Genomic DNA, 22,788 nt, shown 5'->3' on the forward strand with positions numbered 1-22,788 from the left:
TAGCGATGCAAGGAGTAGGTAAAAATTAGTACCCGTATAGCCCTATTTAATACATATGAAACTTCATATACACAGTATCACTGTACGTTAGGTAAGCGGTAGCTGCGGTAGGCTCCTATAATTCCCAAAAGGGAGAGCATTAAAATTACCCCTTCGGTCGATATCATTGCCGCTAAGGCACTGATTCCTCCAGTAATCAATAGTATGGCCCCGATAATGGTATTACTTACAGAGACATAATCCGTTCTCCGATTGCCATCCGCCATATCGACGATATAGGTTTTTCTTCCCAATCGCACTCCGCTATGGGCCACTCCGAGTACAAAGAATGCCGTGGGATACAACCAAAATGCATCCCGGATAGGAGATACATAAGAGACAATTATGAAAATAAGAATACCCAATGAGGCCGTAATGCAGGCCGCAAGGGCCATCACGTTTTTACTGGAAATATCGGCCATACGTCCCCAAATCGGGGCACTGACGACCGAAGCCATTCCGTTGGCCAATATAAACACGCCCAAAAGATAACTTTCCTTCCCTAATATATTTTGGGCCAACAGCACGTAGAAAGGTGCCGTAAGTGCCGAGCATAGTAACAAGGACCTTGCAATGATAAAATTCCTGAAACGGGTATCGGAACGCACAATGCCCATACGTTTCCTAGCTTCTTTCCATCCATTCCTACCCCCTTCGGTGGCTCCCTTAAATTCTTTGATCTTTGCATAAATTAGCGCCGAAAAGAACCACATGCTGGCCGCAAAGAAAAGGGTAAGGGCATAAAAGGTGACGTCGGCGTCTTGCTCAGACCTGTACATGATGTAGAGACCTGCTATCAGTGCCAAAATACCGGAAACCGCAACGGTGTAGCCTTTTAATTTGCCTCTTTTTTTCTTGGGAATTGTTTTCCCCAGAACATCTTTTGAAGCCACTGAGCAGAGACCCCGTGACAAACTAAACAGCACCAAAAACAAAATAATCAACCAACCAGCGGTCACACCGTCACTATATAGAGTTACAAAACCAATGGCCAGCATACTGACACATTGTAAGATGCTCCCCAAGACATAGACCCATTTCCGGCGGGCCTTGGTACGAATGTAGCTGGCGATTATAATTTGGGGTAGCATGGAGCCCGATTCACGAATGGGTACTATAAAGCTGATCAGATAGACCGGGGCGTTCACATAACTCATTACCCATGTCAATACTGTTTTGGGGTTGCTCAAGGTATCCCCAAGTTTCGTAAGCGTATTGCTCCACATAATCAGGAAGTAGTTCTTTGGGGTATCTTGACAAGCATCTTCACTTATGGCCCTACAAGACCGAGCATCTTCTTCATTGTTGAGGTAGTCATAGAGTTTTTCGGTGAGCGTATGTTTCTTCATGCCGCCAATTTAAGGTAAAAAGATAAAACGGCATCAGGTACAAATGGCTACCTTTCATGCGAGAATATCTTGGAGACATGGGTACTTTGGGAATCATCCGTAGAACCCAACAAGGATATGGAGAGCCAAGCTTTGAATAGAAGAAAAGATTAAAATCCATAAAGGAAAGCACATCATGGCGTCTTAAAGGTCTTTTAATCGCTACGACCCAACGTACGTTCGGTAAATTTTAGTACTTTAAAGTCTCGGACAGGGAATCCCGAACCATTAAAACGTAAGAAATCCATGAAAAAATATCCTAGTATTTTCAATGACGTTATCGGACCGGTTATGCGCGGCCCTTCGAGCTCCCATTGTGCTGCCTCATTGCGTATCGGACGTATCTGTCGCGATTTGATGGAGGGTGATATCGAAGAAGTACAGATCGAATTCGATCCCAACGGTTCTTTGGCAACTACCCATAAAGGACAAGGCTCCGATATGGGCCTCTTTGGAGGGTTCTTGGGCTGGGAAGCCGATGAAGAACGCTTGCCAGATTATCTACAGGCCATTGAAGAGGCGGGCATCAAAATCCATATTGATATTCACCCTATCGGTGCCACACACCCCAACACGTATCAGATTACTTTAAAAAACAGCAAAGAGACGCATCAATTAATTGCCATTTCGACCGGAGGAGGCATGATCGAAATTATCGAAATCGATGGGGCCTCGGTAGCCATGGGGGGTGATTTTTATGAAACCTTGATTTATGTGGACGCGCCCAAAGACGTAATGGCGCATATTGAACAATCCTTTGACTGTGACGAGATAGCCCTTCGACAAGGCACCGCCCTATTTATCGAAATCAAGGCCGACCGGTTTATGGACGAAAGTCTAGAACAGGAACTGTTAAAAAGGGACGAGGTACTTAATATCAAAAAAATACAGCCCGTATTACCGATTATGGCACGGAAAGGCCTTACCGTTCCGTTTATCACCTGTGAGGAGATGTTGGCCTTCAACGCGGATAAAAATCTGGAATTATGGGAATTGGCCATAGCCTATGAAAGTATGCGGGGACATATTTCCGAAGAGGAGGTCTTTGAAAAAATGCGTGGCATCTTACGGGTTATGGAAAATGCCATCGACCTTGGACTACAGGGTACCGAGTATGCCGATCGGATTTTAGGACCACAATCCCTCGGCTTTCAGCAAAAGCTGAACGAAAAAAAACTGGTCGAGGGCGATGTATTGAACCAAGTCATTCTCTATACCTCCGCCATGATGGAAGTGAAGAGCTCGATGGGCGTAGTGGTAGCGGCACCCACCGCAGGATCTTGCGGAGCCTTGCCAGGGGCGATTATCGGGGTGGGTCGTACCTTGAACCTTTCTGAAGAAGATAGGGTTAAAGCCCTATTGGCGGCCGGTATGATCGGAATCTTTATTGCGGCCCATGCGACCTTTGCCGCCGAAGTAGGGGGGTGCATGGCCGAATGCGGGTCTGGATCTGGCATGGCAGCGGCAGGTATCGTAACCCTGAAACAGGGTAGCTTGCATCAGGCACTTGGTGCCGCCTCTATGGCCTTACAGTCTAGCTTAGGCATGGTCTGCGATATGATTGCGGATCGGGTCGAGGCTCCTTGCCTGAATCGAAACGTGATGGCCGCCTCTAATGCCATCTCCTGTGCAAATATGGCCCTATCGGATTACAACCATCTCATTCCTTTGGATGAGGTAGTAGAAACAATGAAAAGGGTAGGGGATGCCCTGCCGAACACGCTCTGTTGTACAGGGCTAGGGGGACTGGCCATTACGAAGACGGCCAAGGAAATCGAGGCCAAGCTGGCCCAGGGAGAAATCGATAAGAAAAAAACATTTTTTAAAGTATGCTAGGCCCGCGTCTTCTAGATAATTTCCAAGCTACAAGATGATTGTGGTACTTTGGGTTTCGCTGGGCGGTCTGGCCCTTTGGTTCGCAATCGTGCTGACCAAAGATTTTCTAGTCCATAAAAACAAGTTAGAAGAAAGCAGTTGGTTAAAGACTTCGATCATCGGTTTTGTCGTCAACTTTTTTGACGTATTGGGCATCGGGGCCTTCGCACCCCAAACGGCTCTTTTGAAGTTTACCAAACAGACCAAAGACCAACACCTTCCTGGAACGATGAACGTGGCAAATACTCTTCCCGTGGTGTTTCAGGCCCTTATTTTTATAACCATTATCGACGTCGAAACGGTCACCTTGGTATCGATGTTCGTTGCTGCCGCATTGGGTGCCGTATTAGGTGCGGGCATAGTGGCCCAAATGTCGGAACGTAAAATCAGGTTGGTCATGGGGGGTGCCCTCTTGGTGACCGCTTTCTTTATGTTGGCGACGCAACTGGAATGGATACAGGGCGGAGGAACCGCCATCGGACTGGAAAACGGTAAACTGCTACTCGCGGTAGGGGCCAATTTTGTGCTAGGCGCACTCATGACGGCAGGAATCGGCCTATATGCGCCCTGTATGGCCTTGGTCTTTGCCCTGGGCATGTCGCCACAGGTCGCTTTTCCAATAATGATGGGCTCCTGTGCTTTTCTTATGCCCCCTGCTTCGGTACGCTTTATTAAAGAAAAGGCCTATAACCGAAAAGCAGCCGTGGCCATGGCCATTCCCGGTATAGTTGCCGTAGGTATTGCCGCTTTTATCATCAAGTCGTTACCCTTGGATGTACTACGCTGGGTCGTCATAGGTATTATAGTCTATACTTCGGGGACGATGCTCCATGCAGGGACGACCAAACCATAAGGAAATCTGCGTAGCTTGATATCGGTGCCCATCCACTACAAAGATCAATCGTGAAGATCACCTTTATTGTACCGAACGGTATGTATATCGTTTGGGCGCTTCTATCTGCGCAATGGCATTTCATTACTAAAGAGGATGCTATCCCTTCAATCTTGCGTAACCCATTGCCCTAATTTTGGAGGCATTCGATATAAGAATAGCTTCAGTAATTGTACTACCTTTACGGTGAAAATTGAAATGTGAACAATGACTCCCTAACGTGATTATCAGATTAGGTCAAGGCTATACAGAAACGAGTACAAGTTCGAACATGTGGGATGCTTTCCCCAAAAAATAGTGCTAAAAATGCCATGGTATTTCGTACCCTATTAATCTCCGCAGCAGGTTTTCTATTCATTGGATGTAACTCGACCAAACGTATAGCGCAAGAAACCATACTTTTAGGTCCTGGTGAGCGAGCGATACCGACACCTCGCGGCCAAAGCAGCACAGGAACTACTGCATATACCTATGATTTTGATGACCATGACTTTATTCGCCTCGAACCGGTACCCATTAAACCCATATTACCCAATGGCGAAAATATAGCGGAACAACTCGAAACCGCCACCGAGGCCATCGAAGTCAGCGCCCTAGTAGATTCGGATTTCAAGAGTCCGGTGGCCGATAAAATTGTTGAAAACTATATCAATAGTGATAATAAAGAACCTGAAGGTCATTGCCTTGAAGTAAGTAAATCCCGTTTTGAGAAAGCGTATAAAGAGGTATATGGCCATTCGCCGTATCAAGATTTACCGGATAGCATGGCTACCCAAAAATTTACCCCTAAAAGGGTATTCGATTTGCTGTACGTCTCCGCTTCAAAAACGGACCAGGACTGGCGAAGCCTTCCAGAAAAATATAGAGGTAAGGGCAATGCCGGGGCTCTTGCCTATGCGGGTATGGGAACTTTGGTAGATTCATCAGGTATATGGAGTGGCCAATTAAGACCCGGAGCACTCATGCAAGTTTGGCGGTTCAAGGAAGATTATGAACGGGTCGCGGAGGGTGTAGATGTAAAAAAAATAGATCCTTATGGTCATTCGTTCATTTTTATCAGCTATGTACGTGATGAAAAAAATGCTATTGTGGGGCTTAAAATTGCGGATCAGGGTTTTCAAAGCTACAGGCCATTAATCCCCCGGGATTATGAAGTTTGGTGGGGAGTGAACCTAACTATTTAGTAGAACGGACACCTGTTCCATTATAATTTAACATTTTTAATGTAATTTCTTCGTATCTAATAGGTTATCATAATACCATCTACCTATAATTTATAGAAAAGACATGTTATTTTTTTTGTTCCTCCTTTCTTTAGGTTTTGCAAACGAAAAACCTCTACCTCTATCGGAGACCATATGTTTTAATGAGAAGGTACCCTTAGGGTTCCATGCGGATGTAGATAGTATTGCGGTGGCTTATGCCAATGCCAAAGGAAACGCCGATCGACTTCGGATGCGCTTAAGAGAGGGCCTTCGTTCGGGTACTATTTCATATGATCATATTAGATCGGCTTTTGCCGATCATTTGGTAGACCAGATTATACCGCACTGGTACGGTACCCCTTGGAGTTTTGGAGGTCATACCGATATACCTAACCAGGGTAAAATTGCATGTGGCTATTTTATATCTACCACCCTGCGTGATATGGGCATCAATCTCAACCGCTATACCTTGGCACAAAAGTCACCGGCGGATGAGGCAAAAATGATCAGCTGCGGTGCCGTTATTACCGAAGTTCATCAAGATACCCCGAAAAGGGCTTATGAAGCGATCGATCAATTAACGAACGAGGGACTCTACTTTATAGGTTTTGACGAAGGGCATGTGGGCTATCTTTTAAAACGGGAAGGCGAACTGTTCTTAATTCATTCCAATTATCTTTCCCCGGTCTCGGTATGTATGGAAGCCCTTGAAGATTCACGAGTGTTCAGGAGTTTTAAGAAATTTCATCTGGTCCCAATTTCCCATAACGATACGCTTTTACAACGCTGGTTAGACCAAGCTTCGGTATTGTAATACATCGCACACCCCTAACGCCCTAGATTTTCACTGTTTTTTTTCCCGTGCTTCCTATTAAAGAGATAGTTATCCCTTGTTCTTTCCTATGGGTCGCCTCTAAAAATTGACGTACTGGATAATCACATCAAACCGGCAAATTGCACTTGGCCTTAACTAAAGAAAAGGCCAACTTTTGACAGCTGGCCTTTTTATTGTGATATGGGACCTTTATATTCTTACAAATACATTTTCAACATTTCGTTCTGAGATCGGCTACGCAGTACACGAATAGCTTTTTCCCTGATTTGTCGTACCCGTTCGCGGGTAATGTCAAAGAGTTCCCCGATTTCGCTGAGACTTTTTGGGGTTCGTTTCCCAATACCATAATAAAGCTGTAAAATTTCACTTTCTCTTTCGGGCAGCGATTTTAAAGCCTGTTTCAGGTCTGTACTAAGGGAGTCTTTCATCATTTCGGCATCAGGACTAACCGTATCGTTAGATTTGATAACATTATACAGATTCGAAGATTCACCTTCCTCGAAGGGGGCATCCATGGAGAGGTGCTTGCCCGAATTCTTCATCGCCAGTTTAACGCTCTTGGGGCTCATATCGAGTTCCCTGGCGATTTCAACCGCGCTTGGGGGTCTTTGATAGGTTTGTTCCAAAGAAGAATATACCTTCCTTATTTTACTGATTTCACCAATTTTGTTCAAAGGCAAGCGCACAATACGCGATTGTTCCGACATGGCCTGTAAAATGGATTGCCGAATCCACCAAACGGCGTAGGAAATAAATTTAAAACCACGGGTTTCGTCGAAACGTTTTGCGGCTTTGACCAAACCGATATTCCCTTCGTTGATAAGATCGGAAAGCCGAAGCCCGTTCCCTTGATAATGTTTTGCGGCGGAAACCACAAAACGTAAATTGGCATTTACTAATTTGTTAAGGGCAATTTGATCTCCTTCACGAATTCTTCTAGCCAATTCTACTTCCTCTTCTGCAGTAATCAAATCAATCTTTGATATTTCTTGAAAGTACTTTTCCAAGGATTTCGAATCTCTGTTCGTGATTTGTTTCGTGATCTTTAATTGCCTCATATATTTATTTTGTTTAAAGTTTACCTTTTATAATTTAACAATATTTAGCAGAAAACCTAATAAATCCTTGGTTTCTTTAGTTTTTTTCTTAAAACAGGTGCTCAATTAGTTCCTCTGACGCACACACCATGCTTGCTGTTTTTAGTATTTCACGACAAAAGCCCTTACTGCAATGCCTTACCTACTACACCTGATTTCTTACCATGTACAAATTCTTAGGTGTTTTACGATGTGATTTTATACCGAAAACCCCACTAAAAGAAGGGTATGCTAATGGTTTGCGCTAGGTCGCTTTGCTTGAGCAGGGTTTCGAAATGGAATTGATTATCTTCATCATTTTAAAATAAATCCCTATGAAACACAAGCTATTGGAATGATGAAGCCGATTGAAAAAAAAATTCTGGTTACCGGAGCCACCGGTAAGGTAGGGCAGGCTTTCATCAACACTTTTCTTAGTGATCCTACACAAAAAGGAAGCATAAGGGCGCTCTGTCATACGCGTAGTTTAACACCCCATAGCCGTTTAGAGGTAATTCATGGTTCCATATCCGACAGGGCTACCGTGGAAAAGGCCATGGACGATATTACCCATGTGGTTCACTTGGCCACCCCGAAAGAAAATCCTGAAACCATCATCGATGTTGCTGTTAAAGGCTTGTTCTGGTTGCTGGAAAGTTGTAGAAAAGCCAGTAGTTTCAAACGCTTTGTATTGATCGGTGGAGACGCCTGCGTAGGACATTATTTTTATCCGTACCAAAACCCGATCACTGAGCAGCAAGCCTTTGCCGCCTATCCCGGTTGCTATGCATTGTCAAAAGTACTTGAGGAAACCATGCTGCAACAATATGTCGTGCAATACAACCTTGATGGCACCTGTCTTCGTGCTCCTTGGATAATGCAGGGCGACGATTTAAAGCGTCATCTTACCTTTGCAGAAGAGGTGTTCGGCGTACCTGAATGGCACAAAATGGTGAAGGCCCGCACTGCGCTCGAATATCAAAAAAAGCAAACCATTCCTTTAATGTACGATGCAAAGGGAAACCCCATGCAAAGGAATATGGTGCATCTTAACGACCTTGTGGTTGCGATAGGCATCGCCCTGGATCACATGGAGGCCAAACAGCAAACCTTTAATATAGCCATGGACGAGCCATTTGATTATGGCAAGGCGGCCGACTATCTCTTAAAAACGCGGAAGATACCATCGGTACCGGTGGCTACGGAATACCATTCCACTTGGCTCGATACCACCAAAGCCAAATTTTTACTCGGCTGGCGGCCAACATACGGATTGGAACAAATGATAGACGAAGCCTGGGGGAGTATTTCTTAGTACTAGGTTTGGCACTTTATATAAAGCTGGACATGCGACTACATAAAAGGTATAAGGGCGCATATCATTATTTGAAAATCAGCATAAGACCAATAGAAGACCCCGAAATCAGTATTCCTATCTGTTTCCGTAGGCGTTTTAGCAAAAAGAAATAAGACTATCGATCATGGTATTGGTTTGAATCCATAAGGCTAAACCAATTTTACGGAAGATCTTACTTTTCCTTGATAAAATTTAGGTCCAACACATTAAAATTATGGGCAGCTTTAACCAAAAGCGTAGAGCCGATAGTTTCAAATAACTGATTGGTCTTAACGATAAACTCCGCTTGCTGTTCAATCTTATAATTGGGAATACCCACCAAGGTTAAATCGGTTGTTGCAGAATATTTCTCGATCAAATCGTAAAACGCCCTTTGCTGTACGGCATTATGAATAATCTCTATTTCTACGTCTACTCGAAGATCCTCGACAAGCTTATATATTTTATTATACACAATGGCAGTATCTACATTGTTATTATTGACGAACAACACTCTGATATTTGTATCCTGCCAGCGTGGCGAGGCGATAATAAAGCGCGCGATATTAAGCATCATTTCGGCATTTTTACTATCGGTTTCGCGCCACCATAAATCGACTGCTTTGTAATTTCCAAATTTTGTCCTTTTATCAAAATCCAGATATAATAGATTATAATCCAAATGGAGTAAGACTTCCGTCATTTCAGCGTATTCCTTAGAATCTTCCAGCCCTTTTGGCCAACCCATCATGATCGTATTGGGTTCAACACCTGAAAAGCCAAACGTAGTAGCTATATTTTTAATTCCCGTATAGATATTGTCCACTTTAATTTGCCTCGCAAAAATACCTAGGTCTGAAAAAGCCTCGTCGGTAACGATTTGCTCTGTTTTTTTCAGCGGTTTGTCATTGTCTTTATCTACGATGAGTTTAAAATTGGTGACGATACCTGTGCGGCCGGATACCGTTTTACTCAATTCCAATAAGTACGATTGGTGTGCACTTTGCCCACTAAACAAAATGATATTGGGATTCCAACTCGCTTGGACTTCGGTATTCGCATTTATTTTTTTTAAGCCTTTATTTACAATATTTTCCCAAACACTTCGCCACACATCGTTGGATTGAATTTGTACCTCCTTGCGCTGCAACCAAAAGTATAAACTCGCAATAATGGCCAAGGCGGCAAACATAGCAATCATGTCCAACTTAAACATTACCGCAAAACAGGCAAAAAAACCAAGCAAGCCAATCCAGCGTTTAATTTTAAAAGTGGGCTGAAAATCAGGATTTGCCCAATTTTCGAGAAAAAAAGCAATATTTATAAAACCATAGGCCGTCAGGTAAAACATGGAAACTACACGTGCAATAACATCCAATTCTCCGATTAAAATGCCGGCTTCGGCAATAATGAATACGAGTATAAGCGCATTCACCGGTTCGTTGTTTCGTCCTTTTCCTTTAGAAAATACTTTGGGTGTTACTTTATCCATCGACATCGCCTGTAAGATCCTGGGACCGCCAAGAATGCCCCCTAGAGCAGATGATAGGGTAGCGCCCCATATACCGGCTACTACCGCCGGTGAAAACAGAGCCATTTTCATTAAAATATTATAGTCTGATTTTAGAGTTTCAGAATCGATACTTACAGCAATAAAAATGGCCAGGGATATATAAACGACCAGTCCTACCCCAATAGCCCATAGCGTACCTTTGGGGATCGATTTCTTGGGGTCTTTCAAATCACCGCTCATGGCTATTCCAGCAGTAAATCCGGTTACCGCAGGAAAAAATACGGCAAATACAATTTCCATGGGTACGGCGCCTTCGGTAGCGACCATATTCACGGTGTCAGGTACAAAATCCCTGGTACCAAAGACGATGGATATTAGGGATACAGCAATGGCAGTTAATATAATGTATTGTGTTTTTAAGGCGATGGAAGTGCTGATTAGCGCCAATATGGTAATGGCAACCAATGCTATGGATCCGGTGATCCTAAAATCAGTAATGGTCATGCCAATGTCAAAAAAATCATTGAAACTTTCGGCAAATCCAATTAAATACAAAGCGATGGACAGTGCCGTGCCCACATACAGGGAAATACCAATGGAACCCCCAATAGGGATGCCCATACTACGGGAAAGTACATAGTAGACGCCCCCAGCACCAATTTTTTTATCCGTAGCCACAGAGGAGATACTCAACCCTGTGGTTATTGAAATCACATGGGCGATACTAATAATAACAATCGCTCCGATCAATCCTGCATTACCAACGACCCAGCCCAAACGCATGTACATGATAACGCCCAAAATGGTAAGTAAAGAGGGTGTAAAAACACCGGCAAAGGATCCGAATTTTTGAATTTTCTTCATTGAAAAAATTGGGAGTTGAATATAGCTATTCTTTAGTATATCTGTAGCATGTTCCCTTTTTATGAAGAATGTAGATAGAAATATAACTACATGGCTCACCTACTAGAGATACGTTGCATGGGCAGCATATTTGGGGTTGGCTCGCTAAAATGAGCTCTATTACCTTTCTTTTGTATTTCTGGTCATGAGCCAAAGTTATTTTGTCCAATAATTAGTTTTAGAGTAAAAAAATTTATTTTATGGGTTCAATTTTCCCATAGTATAAAAGGAGTATGCCTTATATTTGATTTTAATTAGGTAAAAATCAACCGTATGAAATGGCAAGGGAAACGTCAAAGTTCAAATGTCGATGACCGAAGAGGTCGGTCAAGCTCTGGAAGGGGGTTAGGGGGCTTCAGTACGAGTTTGCTCGGTCCGATCATTAAACTATTGTTCTCCAAGGTGGGCCTGGTCATTGTGGGGCTGTTCCTTGTAGTTTCGTTTCTTACGGGGAATAATCCGTTGACCTTGATCGGGAATTTATTGGGCGGCGGGGTGCCGCAAAGCGCTCCTTCCGGAACCTATGAAGGTACTGCCGAAGAAAATGAACTGGCGGACTTCAGTGCGGTCATCCTGGCAAGTACCGAAGATGTGTGGAACAATACCTTGGAAAATTACCGGGAACCCACTCTCGTACTGTTTTCAGGCTATGTATCCTCCGCCTGTGGTTCCGCCTCAAGTGCCACGGGTCCGTTTTATTGTCCCGGGGATGAAAAACTGTACTTGGACCTTAGTTTTTTTGAGGAGATGGAACGCCGAATGAACGCTCCCGGCGATTTTGCACAGGCGTATGTCATTGCCCATGAAGTAGGGCACCATATTCAAAAATTAATGGGAATTACCGCCAAAGTCGATAGGCTCAGAGGGCAATTAAGTGAGACCGAGTTCAATAAGTATTCGGTACGCTTAGAGTTACAGGCCGATTTTCTTGCCGGCGTATGGGCCAATCGTTCGAAGCAAATGATGGAAGACGGTGACCTTCAAGAAGCCCTGAACGCCGCGAATGCGATCGGGGACGACCGTCTACAAAAGCAATCCACGGGTAGGGTAGTGCCCGATTCTTTTACCCATGGTACATCAGCACAACGTATGCGCTGGTTTAAAAAAGGGTTTGAAACCGGTGATATTTCCCAAGGCGATACCTTTAATGCGGAAACGCTTTGATATAGTTGGGATCCGTAAGGGCGATTGGGGAATTCATGGTATTCTTTCAGAGTACCATTTTTTTTCAATTCAACTACTTTATACCTCATTTTGAGGTATTGTTTTACAGCTATTTGCCCTTTCAAAAAACCCTTTTTTTGGACTAAGATTCCCTGTTTTACGAAAATACGTTGCAACCACCTTTATGGTACGATGCATGTAATATGATAGCGCCTGCCGATTTTTTGGTGCGTTGCATAGAAAGAACGCCGTTGAGAGGCCGGGATTCGTTGCATTATAGACCAGCGAAGGGCCAAGATCCCATTAAAATAGCAGGGAGCTAGCTAGTGGGTATCGGTTCAGGGGTAAAATCTTTCAGCCTCAACATAATCAAATTACTTTTTTTATTAAATTGATCCGGTGATTAGCTCCCGATCGATGAAGCTCAAGAAAATCAATTTTATACAATGGCATCTGTACGCAGGGCTTTTTACGGCCTTTTACGTACTGGCCTTTGCCATTAGTTCGTTGTTGCTCAACCATGATGCAAAGATTGAAAATACCCATACGACCAGTACATGGCAGGCCATGGTCGATATAGATCCCTCTTTGAGCGATCAGGATCTTTGCTTAAAGATTCGTGACGACCTTGCTATGATAGGGTGGCCCACGGACTGGAAACGCGAAAATAACGGTATACTGAATTTTAAAATCGTCCATCAAGCCAAGGAGAGTCAATTATCGGCAAACCTATCGACGGGCAAGGTAAATGTAAACGAGGTCGGCAAAGGATTTTTTGCCACATTTCAGGCCTTGCATTTTTTTAGTGGTAAGATACCCAATGGAAACCTTTGGCTAAGGTCGTGGCAAGTGTACCAATGGCTCACCATGATCATCATGGTCATTTCACTGGTGTCGGGTATGTGGCTTTGGATAAAATACGTACGCAAAAAGAAGTTTATAGCCTTGTTTATATCGATCTGGGCATTATCTCTCTTTTTAATGCTATGGCTCTAGAACTTTAAGAATTTAATAAAGAATAGATAGAACGGATGGCGCCTTTCATGAAACGCAAAACATATACATGGGTAAAAAACGTTCATTTATATGCCGCATTGACCACAGTCGTATTTCTGAGCATGTACCTCTTAAGCGGATTAATGATGATGGGGGGAGCTTACGGGGAAGAAATCAAAACATCCGTAGAAATACCGATTACCGCCTCGGTTGTTGAAAATGATAGGGAATGGGCGCAATTTATCGAAGACCAAGGCATAGAGGGGAGGCTTATCTGGGAAAGAACTTTCGATTCGGGAAAAATAATTCGCGAATACAACACCCTGGGCACTATGCATAAACTAGAAATTGCCCCTGATAAAATAACGGTCGACCTGGAAATTGCCCGAAAAGATATGAGTGGTTACATAAACGACTTGCACCGATTAAAGGGGTATAAGGGGCCGATGTTGTATTGGGTATATGCCCTATTGGTCGATGTAACGGCCCTATCGCTTATTGTGTTCGTGGCAACGGGTATCCCCCTGTGGCTTCAGGTCGTGGATAATCAAAAAATAGGCTGGGCCATACTCATAATCGGTTTGATTTATGTCTGTATCATCGTGTTCAATTTGATGTAGGTAAGCAGGCCGAACTGTAATGCGCAACGCAATGTGCTGCAATACCTACGGGCCCGAACATAGGTATGGCGCTACTTTGGCATACGGTATAAAATGGAAGGTCCGGGGGACTTTTTCTTGCGACTAAAAAGTTTCTACAATACAATTCAACACTTATGAACGGACCGACGGTGGGAGGGGCGTGACATCGCAACCCATTTTGCGTGGACAGTCATGCATTCCGATAGGTAATGAACAACCCGCTAGAAATAGTGTTGTTTGGTATGGTGTCTTACATGAAAACGTTGAAAAACTAGAAGCGTTACCGTAATTTTGTGTTTCAAATACGTCACCTAATTTTTGAAATGTGCCAGCAAAAAGACAACAATTACCCCAAGAAGCCCCTATAGATCTAGAAAAATTCATTTTTTGCTTAGAAGGGGTTCATGATATAGAAACGGAGGAGGTTACCGAAGCACAAAAAAACCTGGAACATTTGGCTATGCAGTATGGGGTGGCCAGCATTTATCAAACCTGTGACACCATTGAAGGTCTAGAGGCTAGTTTAAATGCATTGGTCATGGAGGATCATCATTTTAAAGACTATGAAATCATTTACTTGGTGATATCAGGGGAGGCAAATAGTATTTGTTTAAATGACTACTACTATAGTTTACAGGAAATCGCAGAACATTTTGAAGGAAAGTTAAAAGGGAAGATCTTACATTTTTCAAATGCAAAAGTGCTGGATCTAGACGAAGAAGAAGCACAATATTTTCTGGATATCACAAACGCAAAAGGGGTTTCTGGCTATGGTATGGCATACAACGGACTAAGTAGCTCGAATCTTGACAAGGCCTTTTTTAACTTGTTTAAGGAAGATGATAATATGTTGGCCGTGGTAGAAGAATTGCATCGCAGACATTATAATGTCTGTAAACTACTGGATTTTAGATTGTATTATTAATACCTGGCTATACAACTTCCGTGGAATTTCGCCTGCGCACCAGCTTTCTTAATGAGTATTTCAGCCACCGGTTCAACCCATACTACCAAATGCATTCTCCATGTAACTTTGTTTTTGTAACCCGAAGTATTTGGTACTACTTCTCCTTTAAATTTTTCTTCTCAAAAGATTCTTTTGATAACGGTATGACATGGAGCACTTTGCGAAATGCATGAATACCCTAAAAAAACAATAAGAACCTTGTGAGTAAACATTTATTATACGAACCAACGGTAGGAGGGGAGGGTAATGTGTGTGGAATGGGTTGTTTTTGTTCTAGTTTATATGAAAATAGTTGTTTCTTTAATGGATAAATATAAAAGACCCATCTAATAATTCTGATAAAGTATATGCAACCATCTTTTCAACATATCATGACGTTCTCATGTCAACATCAATATTTTAAAGATGGCTTGTTCAAAGCAATTTATTATTCTTGTCCTGAAAGTACATCGAAGCTTTTAAAGGACTTAGGAATAGTTATAAAATATTTTTCAGGTGGATTTCATTTGCTGTCCTCTAACCCTGAATTGCTTGCAACAGAAATTCGGTCCAATCCATTGCAGTTTTATCTGAATTGTAAAGATCCTTATTTTATTAATTACTCAGATCTTTCAAAGTTTTCACCGAGCGAAGATTTATTCTATTTCAATAATTTAGATTCTTCATTTAATGATGTGGGCAAAACTTTTGATTTACAAATTGAAGACTTTACAGAAGAAAAGGACATTGTTAAATTAAGTCATGGTGCATTTAAGATTCCTTCATATGCCGAAGGGAAATCATATAAATATAAAGACGCTTCTAACGAAGAAATTTCTGAGAATCTCATTCTTAGTAATACGGATGAACCTGACACAGTCTTAGTCAACAATTTACCTCAAGGTTTAATACGAGTTTTTCAAGATGATGAATTCGTTCAAAGTATATATCATTTTCACAGTTCCGTTTGGAATAAACCGTTAGGAGCCGTTGAGATTTTCAGTGGTGCCTTGTATGACCATTTCAAAAAACATGGAAAAGTCAACTATAGTGTAAATTTTAAGAATCGTGAAACCATATGGAACTACTATTTAATAGATTTTCCTTTTTTTAATTACGAAGATTTGAAAATAATCAACAAAAATAAGGAAGTGGTTTTTAAGCCACCCGAAAAGAAAGTAATACAAGGAAATTCTAAGGGACTTTTATTTCAATCGAAAGAAAAAATTCCGCTTTTGGAGTATACCGATGATCATTTTCAATTGGTCGAAAACTTTGATGAGGCTTTAGGGTATGGTAAAGTGGTGGTAAAGATTTTGCCTAGAGCTTCTACGGATTTCATATATCAAGAAAATATCGATGTAAATGATTCATCAGAACCAGAAACATTCTATTCACATATTTATTTGTAATAAATTTTATGCATCAAAAACGACCAGAACACAATTTAAATGACGAAGGTATTACTGAATCAAACTCAAGAATTGAAATTCATAAGCAGGGTACTATCGACGCAAATGGTGAATGGCAACCAATTTTAGCAGAACTAAAAGGGTGCAATATATTTGAGGTTATCGCGGTGGCTTATGGCGAGAAGGGCGAAGGAAAATATGCAACCTTACATGCTATTGTATCCAATGCATATACCGGAAATAGAGGTAACATAAAACCTTCAAGTAATTACTATGGTTGGCAATGGTGGAGAAGAATCGGACTTCGTTGGGTAGGGACGCCTTTTAGCTATAGTCTTGAGATGAAAACATATTCTAGTTATGGTAACTCGGGTAAAATACAGTACAGTATTAACAAATTAGGAAAGAATATAGTTTAAGAATTATGTCAAAAAAAAGGCAATTCCAATAACGTACAAAACACCAGGTGTATATATTGAAGAAAAGAATGCTTTTCCTGTATGTTTGAGCCAAACGATGCCAATACTTGGGTTACTGCAAAAAGTATGATTGTTAATTTTCTTACCGAAAAATGGAAACAAGGAGCACTCGCAGGTTCATCTCCAGAGGATGCTTTTGATGTTCAAATAGGTTTAGGAACCTTACAACAACAAATGCAAAAATCATAACATAAACTCATTAAAAATTATTAAAACATAAAAATTATGGCAGGAGAAGCACAAGACACCAATTGGCCTTTACCAAAGTTTTACTTCAGTGTAGATTTTGGATCCATAACAAATATTCCATTTCAGGAAATTGACGGTTTGGACATTGAATCTGAACCCATTCATTATCGTCATGGCAATAGCCCTGTTTTTTCTGAGATCAGTATGCCAGGAATAGGAATGACTAAGAATAATAAAGTGACCATGAAAAAAGGCTTTTTCGCGAGGGATAATGCTTTTTGGGACTGGTACCTAAAAATAAAAATGAACACCATTGAACGTCAAAATGTTGTTATTAAACTTTTAGATGAAGGTGGTAATCCCACAATGACATGGACATTATCAAACGCCTATCCTACTAAAATTAGTTCAACCGATCTTAAATCGGATGGTAGCGAAGTCGCCATTGAGAGCATTGAAATAGCGCATGAGGGATTAACTATTGCTAACGGATAGTTTTCATGAGCCTATCAGAATTTTTTAAACTAGTCAGTAAAACTGCTATGACATAATTGTTGACGATATGAGCCTTAAGGCAGTCATGTCTACAATTATATCAAATACGGTGGTATTGGCCGTTTTACACATTGGACCAATCTGTATCATAATGTTCTTGCGTTATGTAACTTGAGCTTTGGTTACGGCATAATAATAAAGATTGAGAATCTTTATTATTTGAGCGAGAAGGTGTGCGGGCAAAATTGCTACAATCTTCTTTGATTTTTTCTTTCCAAAAGCTTTCTTCTAAAAAGGTAATGAAATCGAAAAGCACTTTCGCTTTGAAATTCATGAATACCTAAAAAAGCAATAAACAAACAATGAATAAATACTTATTAACTGACCGACGACAGGAGAAGGAAATGTGTGTAGAATGGGCTATTTAAGTCTATTTTTTAATTCTGATACCTTGTTTTTATGTCCTTTCGTTGGACTTTTTAAGTTTCCGAGAAGGTTAAGAACGCTATTTATTGTGCTTGAATACAGTTCTTTTTTATTCAACTTCAAAAAGTTATTCAAATAGTTTGTGTTGATGGGACTTTGACTATAATAACTAATATACTTCTTAACTATACTATTAAAAGCGGACTTATGTATTACATTTCGACAAGAAAACAACCAATCATATGGTGGATATTTTTTTGAACACACATCTAACAATAACGTTTCTTGAGTTTTTGGAGGATGATTGTCTTTAACAAAACGAACAAATTTCTCAAACTTCTTATAATTTTTTTGTGAGTATAAAAATCTCGAATATGAATCCAAAATCAAATCTTCATTGTTTAATTTTTTAATACTGTATGCATAATTTCGAAGACTGGCTCCCTCTAAATTAGTAATTGTTTGAGCGTACATTTTAAAATCTTTCTTATAAATTATTGATAACCAATCTTTTAGATGGTTTAGAACTGATGGGTAATTACTCCAATAGGTTAGAAATAATAATAGTTTATCAATTAAAGCCTGTTTTTGAACAGACGTTAAACCTTTTTTATCGGTTGTTTTATTGTACATTAACATTAAAGTCGAGTATAACTGGCTACTATATTTAGGCTTTATTTTTTCAATAATAATATCAAAAAAGTTCCAGTTATATGGAGGATAGTGCTTAATATGTTCTTGAAATATTTCATTAACCCCAAGAGTTATAGTTTGGTCATCATAGTTGAAATAAGTATTGATATACTTTTCAATATTAGCCAAAGTTGAAAAATCATTATTTAATTTCATATACTTGAAACACATCTTTGGGAAGGAGATGTATATTGCTTTTTCTTCTTTGCTTAACGAAACCAAAAATTCTCTTTTTAGCTTTAGATGAATGTTAGATAGAATTTCATCATCTATGTTGATATTCTCATTATCCGATTTAGGTATCAAAAAAATCAATTTATTAATAATACTGTCAAGTGAGAAAACACCTTTGGCCGCAGTACTATTCGAAGTGTATTCTTCGCTAAGTTTTTTAAAGTAATAATTGGTAAGCTCAGTTATGATTAATTCGTCCTTAATGTGTTCCTTTTCAATATAATTCTCTGCTAAGGAAATAAGAATATTCTTAGCTTTTTCATCCTCAATCTTATCTTCATTAAGGTTTTCTAACATTTTGTCAATAAATTTTGGGCCAAATAAAGAAGTGGTAACTTCAAAATCTTCAGGTGAAGTAGGATACGAGCCAAGGAGTTTCGGCTCCTCAATAACTTTTCCTTCAAGGTTACTCCGAAGACCTTTAATGAGAGCTATGTCTGTTTTAAAAATTTCAATGAACTCCTCTATTTTTCGATGTATGCCCTCGACAGTTGTATCAGGTTTTATTGAATTGTTTAAATATTGAAACAGTCTATTATAAGGCATCTTATAGTTAGTGTCATCTAAAAACCACTTTGATGCTCTACACAAACCTTTGAAATTCGCAAAATCTGGTATTAATTGTGTGAATTCATTGTTAGAAAAAACACTTTTTATAAAGGTGTAATCTCTCAAATTCTTCCTAATCTCATTTTTTACATTTTTATATTCTAATAAGCCGACTAATATTTCCAAAATAGGTGACGCAATGGAATTGTAATCTTCAAACTTATTGCTATTGTAGTCATACGCTATTTCTATTTGTTCTAAAAGAGTTCTTACTTCCCTTTTATTAATTCCTTTTTCTGCATCAATATTCAATAATTCTAATACCTCTTTTAGTTCTCCATTTTCAATCAATATTCGAAGCTCATCCGGCACATCTTTATCTATATCTATATTTAGAATAAACGGTTCTATTTTGTCAAAATGGACTTCTCTATTACGCTTAAAAAAACGTTTTTGATTACGGTTTAGTACTAGCTCATTTTTTCCCAGTTTTAAAATAAAATTTTGGTTCTTTTGTTCAATTTGATTTCTTAAAGCGCTATTGATTTTATTTAGAAAGTTAATGTCATCTAGCAGTATCTGGTACAAATGATTCCATTCTTGTTTTATAATTAAAAGTTTGATTAAAAACTCATCTGCTTTGTTATCGAACTCTAGACTAATGTATTCTTTACCTATTTGACGTTTAATTAAGTCTCGTTCGGTTTGGAGATTATTTAAGAATTGAATAATTTTTCTTGGATTAGTAGTAAACTCTTGACATATAAGTCTAATACCTATCTTGGATAACTCCAGTTCATATTTTTTGTTAATCTTATTAGTAAAGTCAACTAACTCCTTAGGCGTAAATTTTTTCAACCTTATAATCTGATGAAAAATCTTTCTTAAATACTCTTCAGCATCTTCGGTTTCTCCATTCAAGAAGGATGTTATCCCATTTTCATCAACAGGAATAATAAAAATAATATTCTCAGTTTCAAGAAAATTCTTCATTGTAGCCAATGTTTCCTTTAAATTTTCATTGTCACAACGGTCTAGGTTGTCAATCACTATAACAATCTTCTTGTAATCTTTTTCTGAGAGAATAAACTTTTTAAACTTAGTCATCCGATCATCATCAATACCAAAAATCTTACCTATAATAAGTTTAAAAGTTTCTTCGAATTTCTCTGGCTCAATTAATTTAGATTGTTTAATTGTGAAAGGGATAACTCTAAAGAAATCCCTTGATAAATAAAATAGAAATGAAGCTAGTAAAGAAACCAATACAAGAATCGATTTCGTATCATCGTCCTTAATCTTAGGCAACACAAACATGCCTATTATCAGCAGAAGAATCACGGCTGATAAAATCAATAAAGAAATTCGCTTACCATTAATTGGAGTTTTGCTTTTTTTTGGGTCTTGAGTGGTGGTCTCCTTATAAAGAATATTATCAATTGCCTCTTCTTTAAGTATTTTGAATTCAGAGTTTAGACTTTTAATGAAACTTCTTCTAAAGTCATCATTGGAGTATTTCCATGCATCATACTTAAAATAAGCAATTTTGTCCTTTCTGTTATCTAAATTGTGAACCTTGACAAAGCTTTCAAGAGTACTTATGATAGTTGATTTACCGCTACCCCAACCACCAAAAAGCCCTATATTTTGCTTACCAGAAGAGCCCTTAACTACTTCAAATAAGGTTTCAGCATATGGTTTGGTACCTAATAAGTCCTCGTTTACTTCACTGGATAAATCGAACTCTTTGTCTTCTATGAACTTGATGGCCATTAGGTTGATTTCAAAATATGTAAGATAAGTATTAGGTTGTAAAACTGTTAAATTTGAGAAATTACTTTTTAACATATTATAAACCAAGTTGTAAGGTTATTGGCCTAGGAGAATTTTATTCATGGCTTGTTATTTTTTTAATTCGGAATCCATGAATCTTAGATGAGGTTGTCTTTTGGCTAATCTCATTTTTCGATTTGGTAAAACACGTGATAAAATAAGTGCGACGATAGGAGCAATTCTTTTTCGGCGAGTCGCAGCGATGGCCTAACTAGGGGAGCTCATAAAATGACAAAACGGCCAGAGTAGGGGGCCTATTCATAGTACCAATGGAACCTCACTAAAAATGTACGTTGGGTACATTTTCTGTACGCTCGGCCTATACCTTATAAAAAAAATCTAAATTTTTGTGATTTTTTCAACACAAAGCTAACCAATAGACTATAAAAGATTTTGTATTGTGAGAAATAAGTTTGTTGCCATTATTAAAGAGAATGAAGGAATCATTTATAAGGTTACCAAAATATACACAGAACAATACGCTGATCAGCAAGATTTATATCAAGAGATAGTTTATCAATTATGGAAATCTTTTGACAGTTTTAATGGCAAATCCAAAATTAGTACTTGGATATATAAAGTGGCATTAAATACTTCTTTGATGCATATCAAACGTAAAACTAAACATCCTAAACCAATTACTATCCCAGAAGATACGTTAATGGATGAAAGAATAGCACTATTGTATAAGCAGATAAAAAAATTAAATGAAGGAGAAAAAGCCATTATTTTCCTCTACTTGGAAGGTAAAAAACATAAAGAAATAGCCGCTATAACTGGATTTACCACATCTAATGTAGGTACACAGATAAGTAGGATTAAACAGAAATTAAAAACAGAAATCAATAAAAAATAACATTATGGAATTAGAAGAAATGAAAAACCTCTGGGAAGGTATGAGTCAAAGATTAAATAATCAAAAAACACTTACCGATGAATTGGTAATTGAAATGACTCAGTTAAAATACAATAGCAAAACAAACTTTTTTAAGAACAAAGAATTTTTTGGACTTGCCGTAGCTTATACTATGATTGGAATAGTCATTTACTCTTTTGAATCTCTTGATACATGGTATTTGAAAACCTTTGGTATCGTTATGATTATAATTTTAGGCATATTGCCTTTATTTTCAATAGATTGGGTAAAAAGATTAAGAAAAATAGAATTAACAAAATCAAGTTATAAGGAAGTCCTAGAACAATTTTATAAGACCCAAAAAAGAATAAAACAAATTGAATCTATCGGTTTAATTATAAGTCCGTTCCTTTTTGTAAGTTCTTCTGTATTTTTCTCAAAAATCATTGGAAATGAAGACTTATTCAAATTAAACATGTCATGGGCTTTAATCACAAGCATTGTATTAATATTTATTGGGACTATATACTTTATTATAATATCAAATAAGAAAAAAAGGAAACAACTGAAGTCTATAGAACAGTTACTGAAAGAACTAAAACATTAGAATTCAAAAGATATTAAATCAATCTAGCTTATTAAGATCTTAAATATTATGTACAATAGACCTCAATGTTTAACTTGGCCTCATAAAATTTTGGTCAAAACAATAGGGGAGAGGAGCGTTAAGAATTTTATCCGCCTCCGACGAGTGAGGCACGAACGAGAGGAAGGCACCTGATGAATACTGGATAAATGTTTTTTAAGTACTTG

19 protein-coding genes are annotated in these 22,788 nt (G+C 39.1%); 15 read left to right on the plus strand and 4 right to left on the minus strand.

Translation table 11 applies throughout. The features are described from left to right. Window positions 1-77 precede the first annotated feature (77 nt). Window positions 78-1,388: an MFS transporter gene (locus F2B13_RS03035; protein ID WP_149275803.1), complete on the minus strand. Its 1,311-nt coding sequence runs from the start codon at window positions 1,386-1,388 to the stop codon at window positions 78-80. 285 nt (window positions 1,389-1,673) lie between these two features. Here F2B13_RS03035 and F2B13_RS03040 point away from each other — a divergent pair, with 285 nt between their 5' ends. The 4 genes from F2B13_RS03040 to F2B13_RS03055 all read left to right on the plus strand — a co-directional run bounded on the left by F2B13_RS03040 (window position 1,674) and on the right by F2B13_RS03055 (window position 6,213). After that, a complete protein-coding gene (locus F2B13_RS03040; RefSeq protein WP_149275804.1) occupies window positions 1,674-3,263 on the plus strand; it encodes an L-serine ammonia-lyase, iron-sulfur-dependent, subunit alpha in 1,590 nt (529 codons plus the stop codon). 34 nt (window positions 3,264-3,297) lie between these two features. Continuing rightward, the gene (locus tag F2B13_RS03045; RefSeq protein ID WP_149303139.1) at window positions 3,298-4,155 is read left to right on the plus strand and encodes a sulfite exporter TauE/SafE family protein; all 858 of its coding nucleotides are present in this window, start codon (window positions 3,298-3,300) and stop codon (window positions 4,153-4,155) included. Window positions 4,156-4,472: 317 nt separating this feature from the next. Further along, window positions 4,473-5,378, plus strand: a complete 906-nt coding sequence (locus F2B13_RS03050; protein WP_149303141.1) for a hypothetical protein — start codon at window positions 4,473-4,475, stop codon at window positions 5,376-5,378. A 103-nt stretch (window positions 5,379-5,481) separates the two neighbouring features. Next, the gene (locus F2B13_RS03055; protein WP_149303143.1) at window positions 5,482-6,213 is read left to right on the plus strand and encodes a hypothetical protein; all 732 of its coding nucleotides are present in this window, start codon (window positions 5,482-5,484) and stop codon (window positions 6,211-6,213) included. A gap of 218 nt (window positions 6,214-6,431) precedes the next feature. Here F2B13_RS03055 and F2B13_RS03060 read toward each other — a convergent pair whose 3' ends face one another. Further along, window positions 6,432-7,292, minus strand: a complete 861-nt coding sequence (locus tag F2B13_RS03060; RefSeq protein WP_149303145.1) for a sigma-70 family RNA polymerase sigma factor — start codon at window positions 7,290-7,292, stop codon at window positions 6,432-6,434. A 373-nt stretch (window positions 7,293-7,665) separates the two neighbouring features. Between F2B13_RS03060 and F2B13_RS03065 the strand changes: the two genes are divergently transcribed. Then, window positions 7,666-8,625, plus strand: coding sequence for an NAD-dependent epimerase/dehydratase family protein (locus tag F2B13_RS03065; RefSeq protein WP_198440070.1), 960 nt, complete (start codon window positions 7,666-7,668; stop codon window positions 8,623-8,625). A gap of 214 nt (window positions 8,626-8,839) precedes the next feature. Here the strand turns inward: F2B13_RS03065 and F2B13_RS03070 are convergent, their stop codons facing one another. Then, window positions 8,840-11,023 (minus strand): amino acid permease, encoded by a 2,184-nt coding sequence (locus tag F2B13_RS03070; protein ID WP_149303147.1) that lies wholly within the window; start codon window positions 11,021-11,023, stop codon window positions 8,840-8,842. A gap of 312 nt (window positions 11,024-11,335) precedes the next feature. Between F2B13_RS03070 and ypfJ the strand changes: the two genes are divergently transcribed. The 8 genes from ypfJ (at window position 11,336) to F2B13_RS03105 (ending at window position 17,384) form a co-directional block, all read left to right on the plus strand. Continuing rightward, window positions 11,336-12,226 (plus strand): KPN_02809 family neutral zinc metallopeptidase, encoded by an 891-nt coding sequence (gene ypfJ / locus F2B13_RS03075; protein ID WP_149303149.1) that lies wholly within the window; start codon window positions 11,336-11,338, stop codon window positions 12,224-12,226. A gap of 417 nt (window positions 12,227-12,643) precedes the next feature. Next, entirely contained in the window at window positions 12,644-13,222 is a 579-nt protein-coding gene (locus tag F2B13_RS03080; protein WP_149275811.1) for a PepSY domain-containing protein, read from the plus strand. Window positions 13,223-13,269: 47 nt separating this feature from the next. Further along, the gene (locus F2B13_RS03085; RefSeq protein WP_198440071.1) at window positions 13,270-13,842 is read left to right on the plus strand and encodes a PepSY-associated TM helix domain-containing protein; all 573 of its coding nucleotides are present in this window, start codon (window positions 13,270-13,272) and stop codon (window positions 13,840-13,842) included. A gap of 346 nt (window positions 13,843-14,188) precedes the next feature. Continuing rightward, the gene (locus F2B13_RS03090; protein WP_232625186.1) at window positions 14,189-14,788 is read left to right on the plus strand and encodes a DUF6642 family protein; all 600 of its coding nucleotides are present in this window, start codon (window positions 14,189-14,191) and stop codon (window positions 14,786-14,788) included. Window positions 14,789-15,177: 389 nt separating this feature from the next. Next, window positions 15,178-16,221 carry a hypothetical protein gene (locus F2B13_RS03095; RefSeq protein WP_198440072.1) on the plus strand — a complete coding sequence of 348 codons (1,044 nt, stop codon included), beginning with the start codon at window positions 15,178-15,180 and terminating at the stop codon, window positions 16,219-16,221. 8 nt (window positions 16,222-16,229) lie between these two features. Continuing rightward, entirely contained in the window at window positions 16,230-16,640 is a 411-nt protein-coding gene (locus F2B13_RS03100) for a hypothetical protein (RefSeq protein ID WP_149303155.1), read from the plus strand. Between the two features lie 81 nt (window positions 16,641-16,721). Then, window positions 16,722-16,889: a hypothetical protein gene (locus F2B13_RS20355; RefSeq protein WP_198439801.1), complete on the plus strand. Its 168-nt coding sequence runs from the start codon at window positions 16,722-16,724 to the stop codon at window positions 16,887-16,889. A 36-nt stretch (window positions 16,890-16,925) separates the two neighbouring features. Continuing rightward, complete coding sequence (locus F2B13_RS03105; protein ID WP_149303157.1) at window positions 16,926-17,384, plus strand: phage tail protein; 459 nt, start codon at window positions 16,926-16,928, stop codon at window positions 17,382-17,384. 420 nt (window positions 17,385-17,804) lie between these two features. Here the strand turns inward: F2B13_RS03105 and F2B13_RS03110 are convergent, their stop codons facing one another. Further along, complete coding sequence (locus F2B13_RS03110; protein WP_198440073.1) at window positions 17,805-21,059, minus strand: KAP family P-loop NTPase fold protein; 3,255 nt, start codon at window positions 21,057-21,059, stop codon at window positions 17,805-17,807. A gap of 460 nt (window positions 21,060-21,519) precedes the next feature. Here F2B13_RS03110 and F2B13_RS03115 point away from each other — a divergent pair, with 460 nt between their 5' ends. Both F2B13_RS03115 and F2B13_RS03120 read left to right on the plus strand, forming a co-directional pair. After that, window positions 21,520-21,975, plus strand: a complete 456-nt coding sequence (locus F2B13_RS03115; protein ID WP_149303161.1) for an RNA polymerase sigma factor — start codon at window positions 21,520-21,522, stop codon at window positions 21,973-21,975. Window positions 21,976-21,979: 4 nt separating this feature from the next. Then, the gene (locus F2B13_RS03120) at window positions 21,980-22,582 is read left to right on the plus strand and encodes a hypothetical protein (RefSeq protein WP_149303163.1); all 603 of its coding nucleotides are present in this window, start codon (window positions 21,980-21,982) and stop codon (window positions 22,580-22,582) included. The last annotated feature ends 206 nt before the right edge of the window (window positions 22,583-22,788 follow it).

This window comes from Pareuzebyella sediminis (genome assembly GCF_008367235.1).
GTDB lineage: Bacteria > Bacteroidota > Bacteroidia > Flavobacteriales > Flavobacteriaceae > Pareuzebyella > Pareuzebyella sediminis.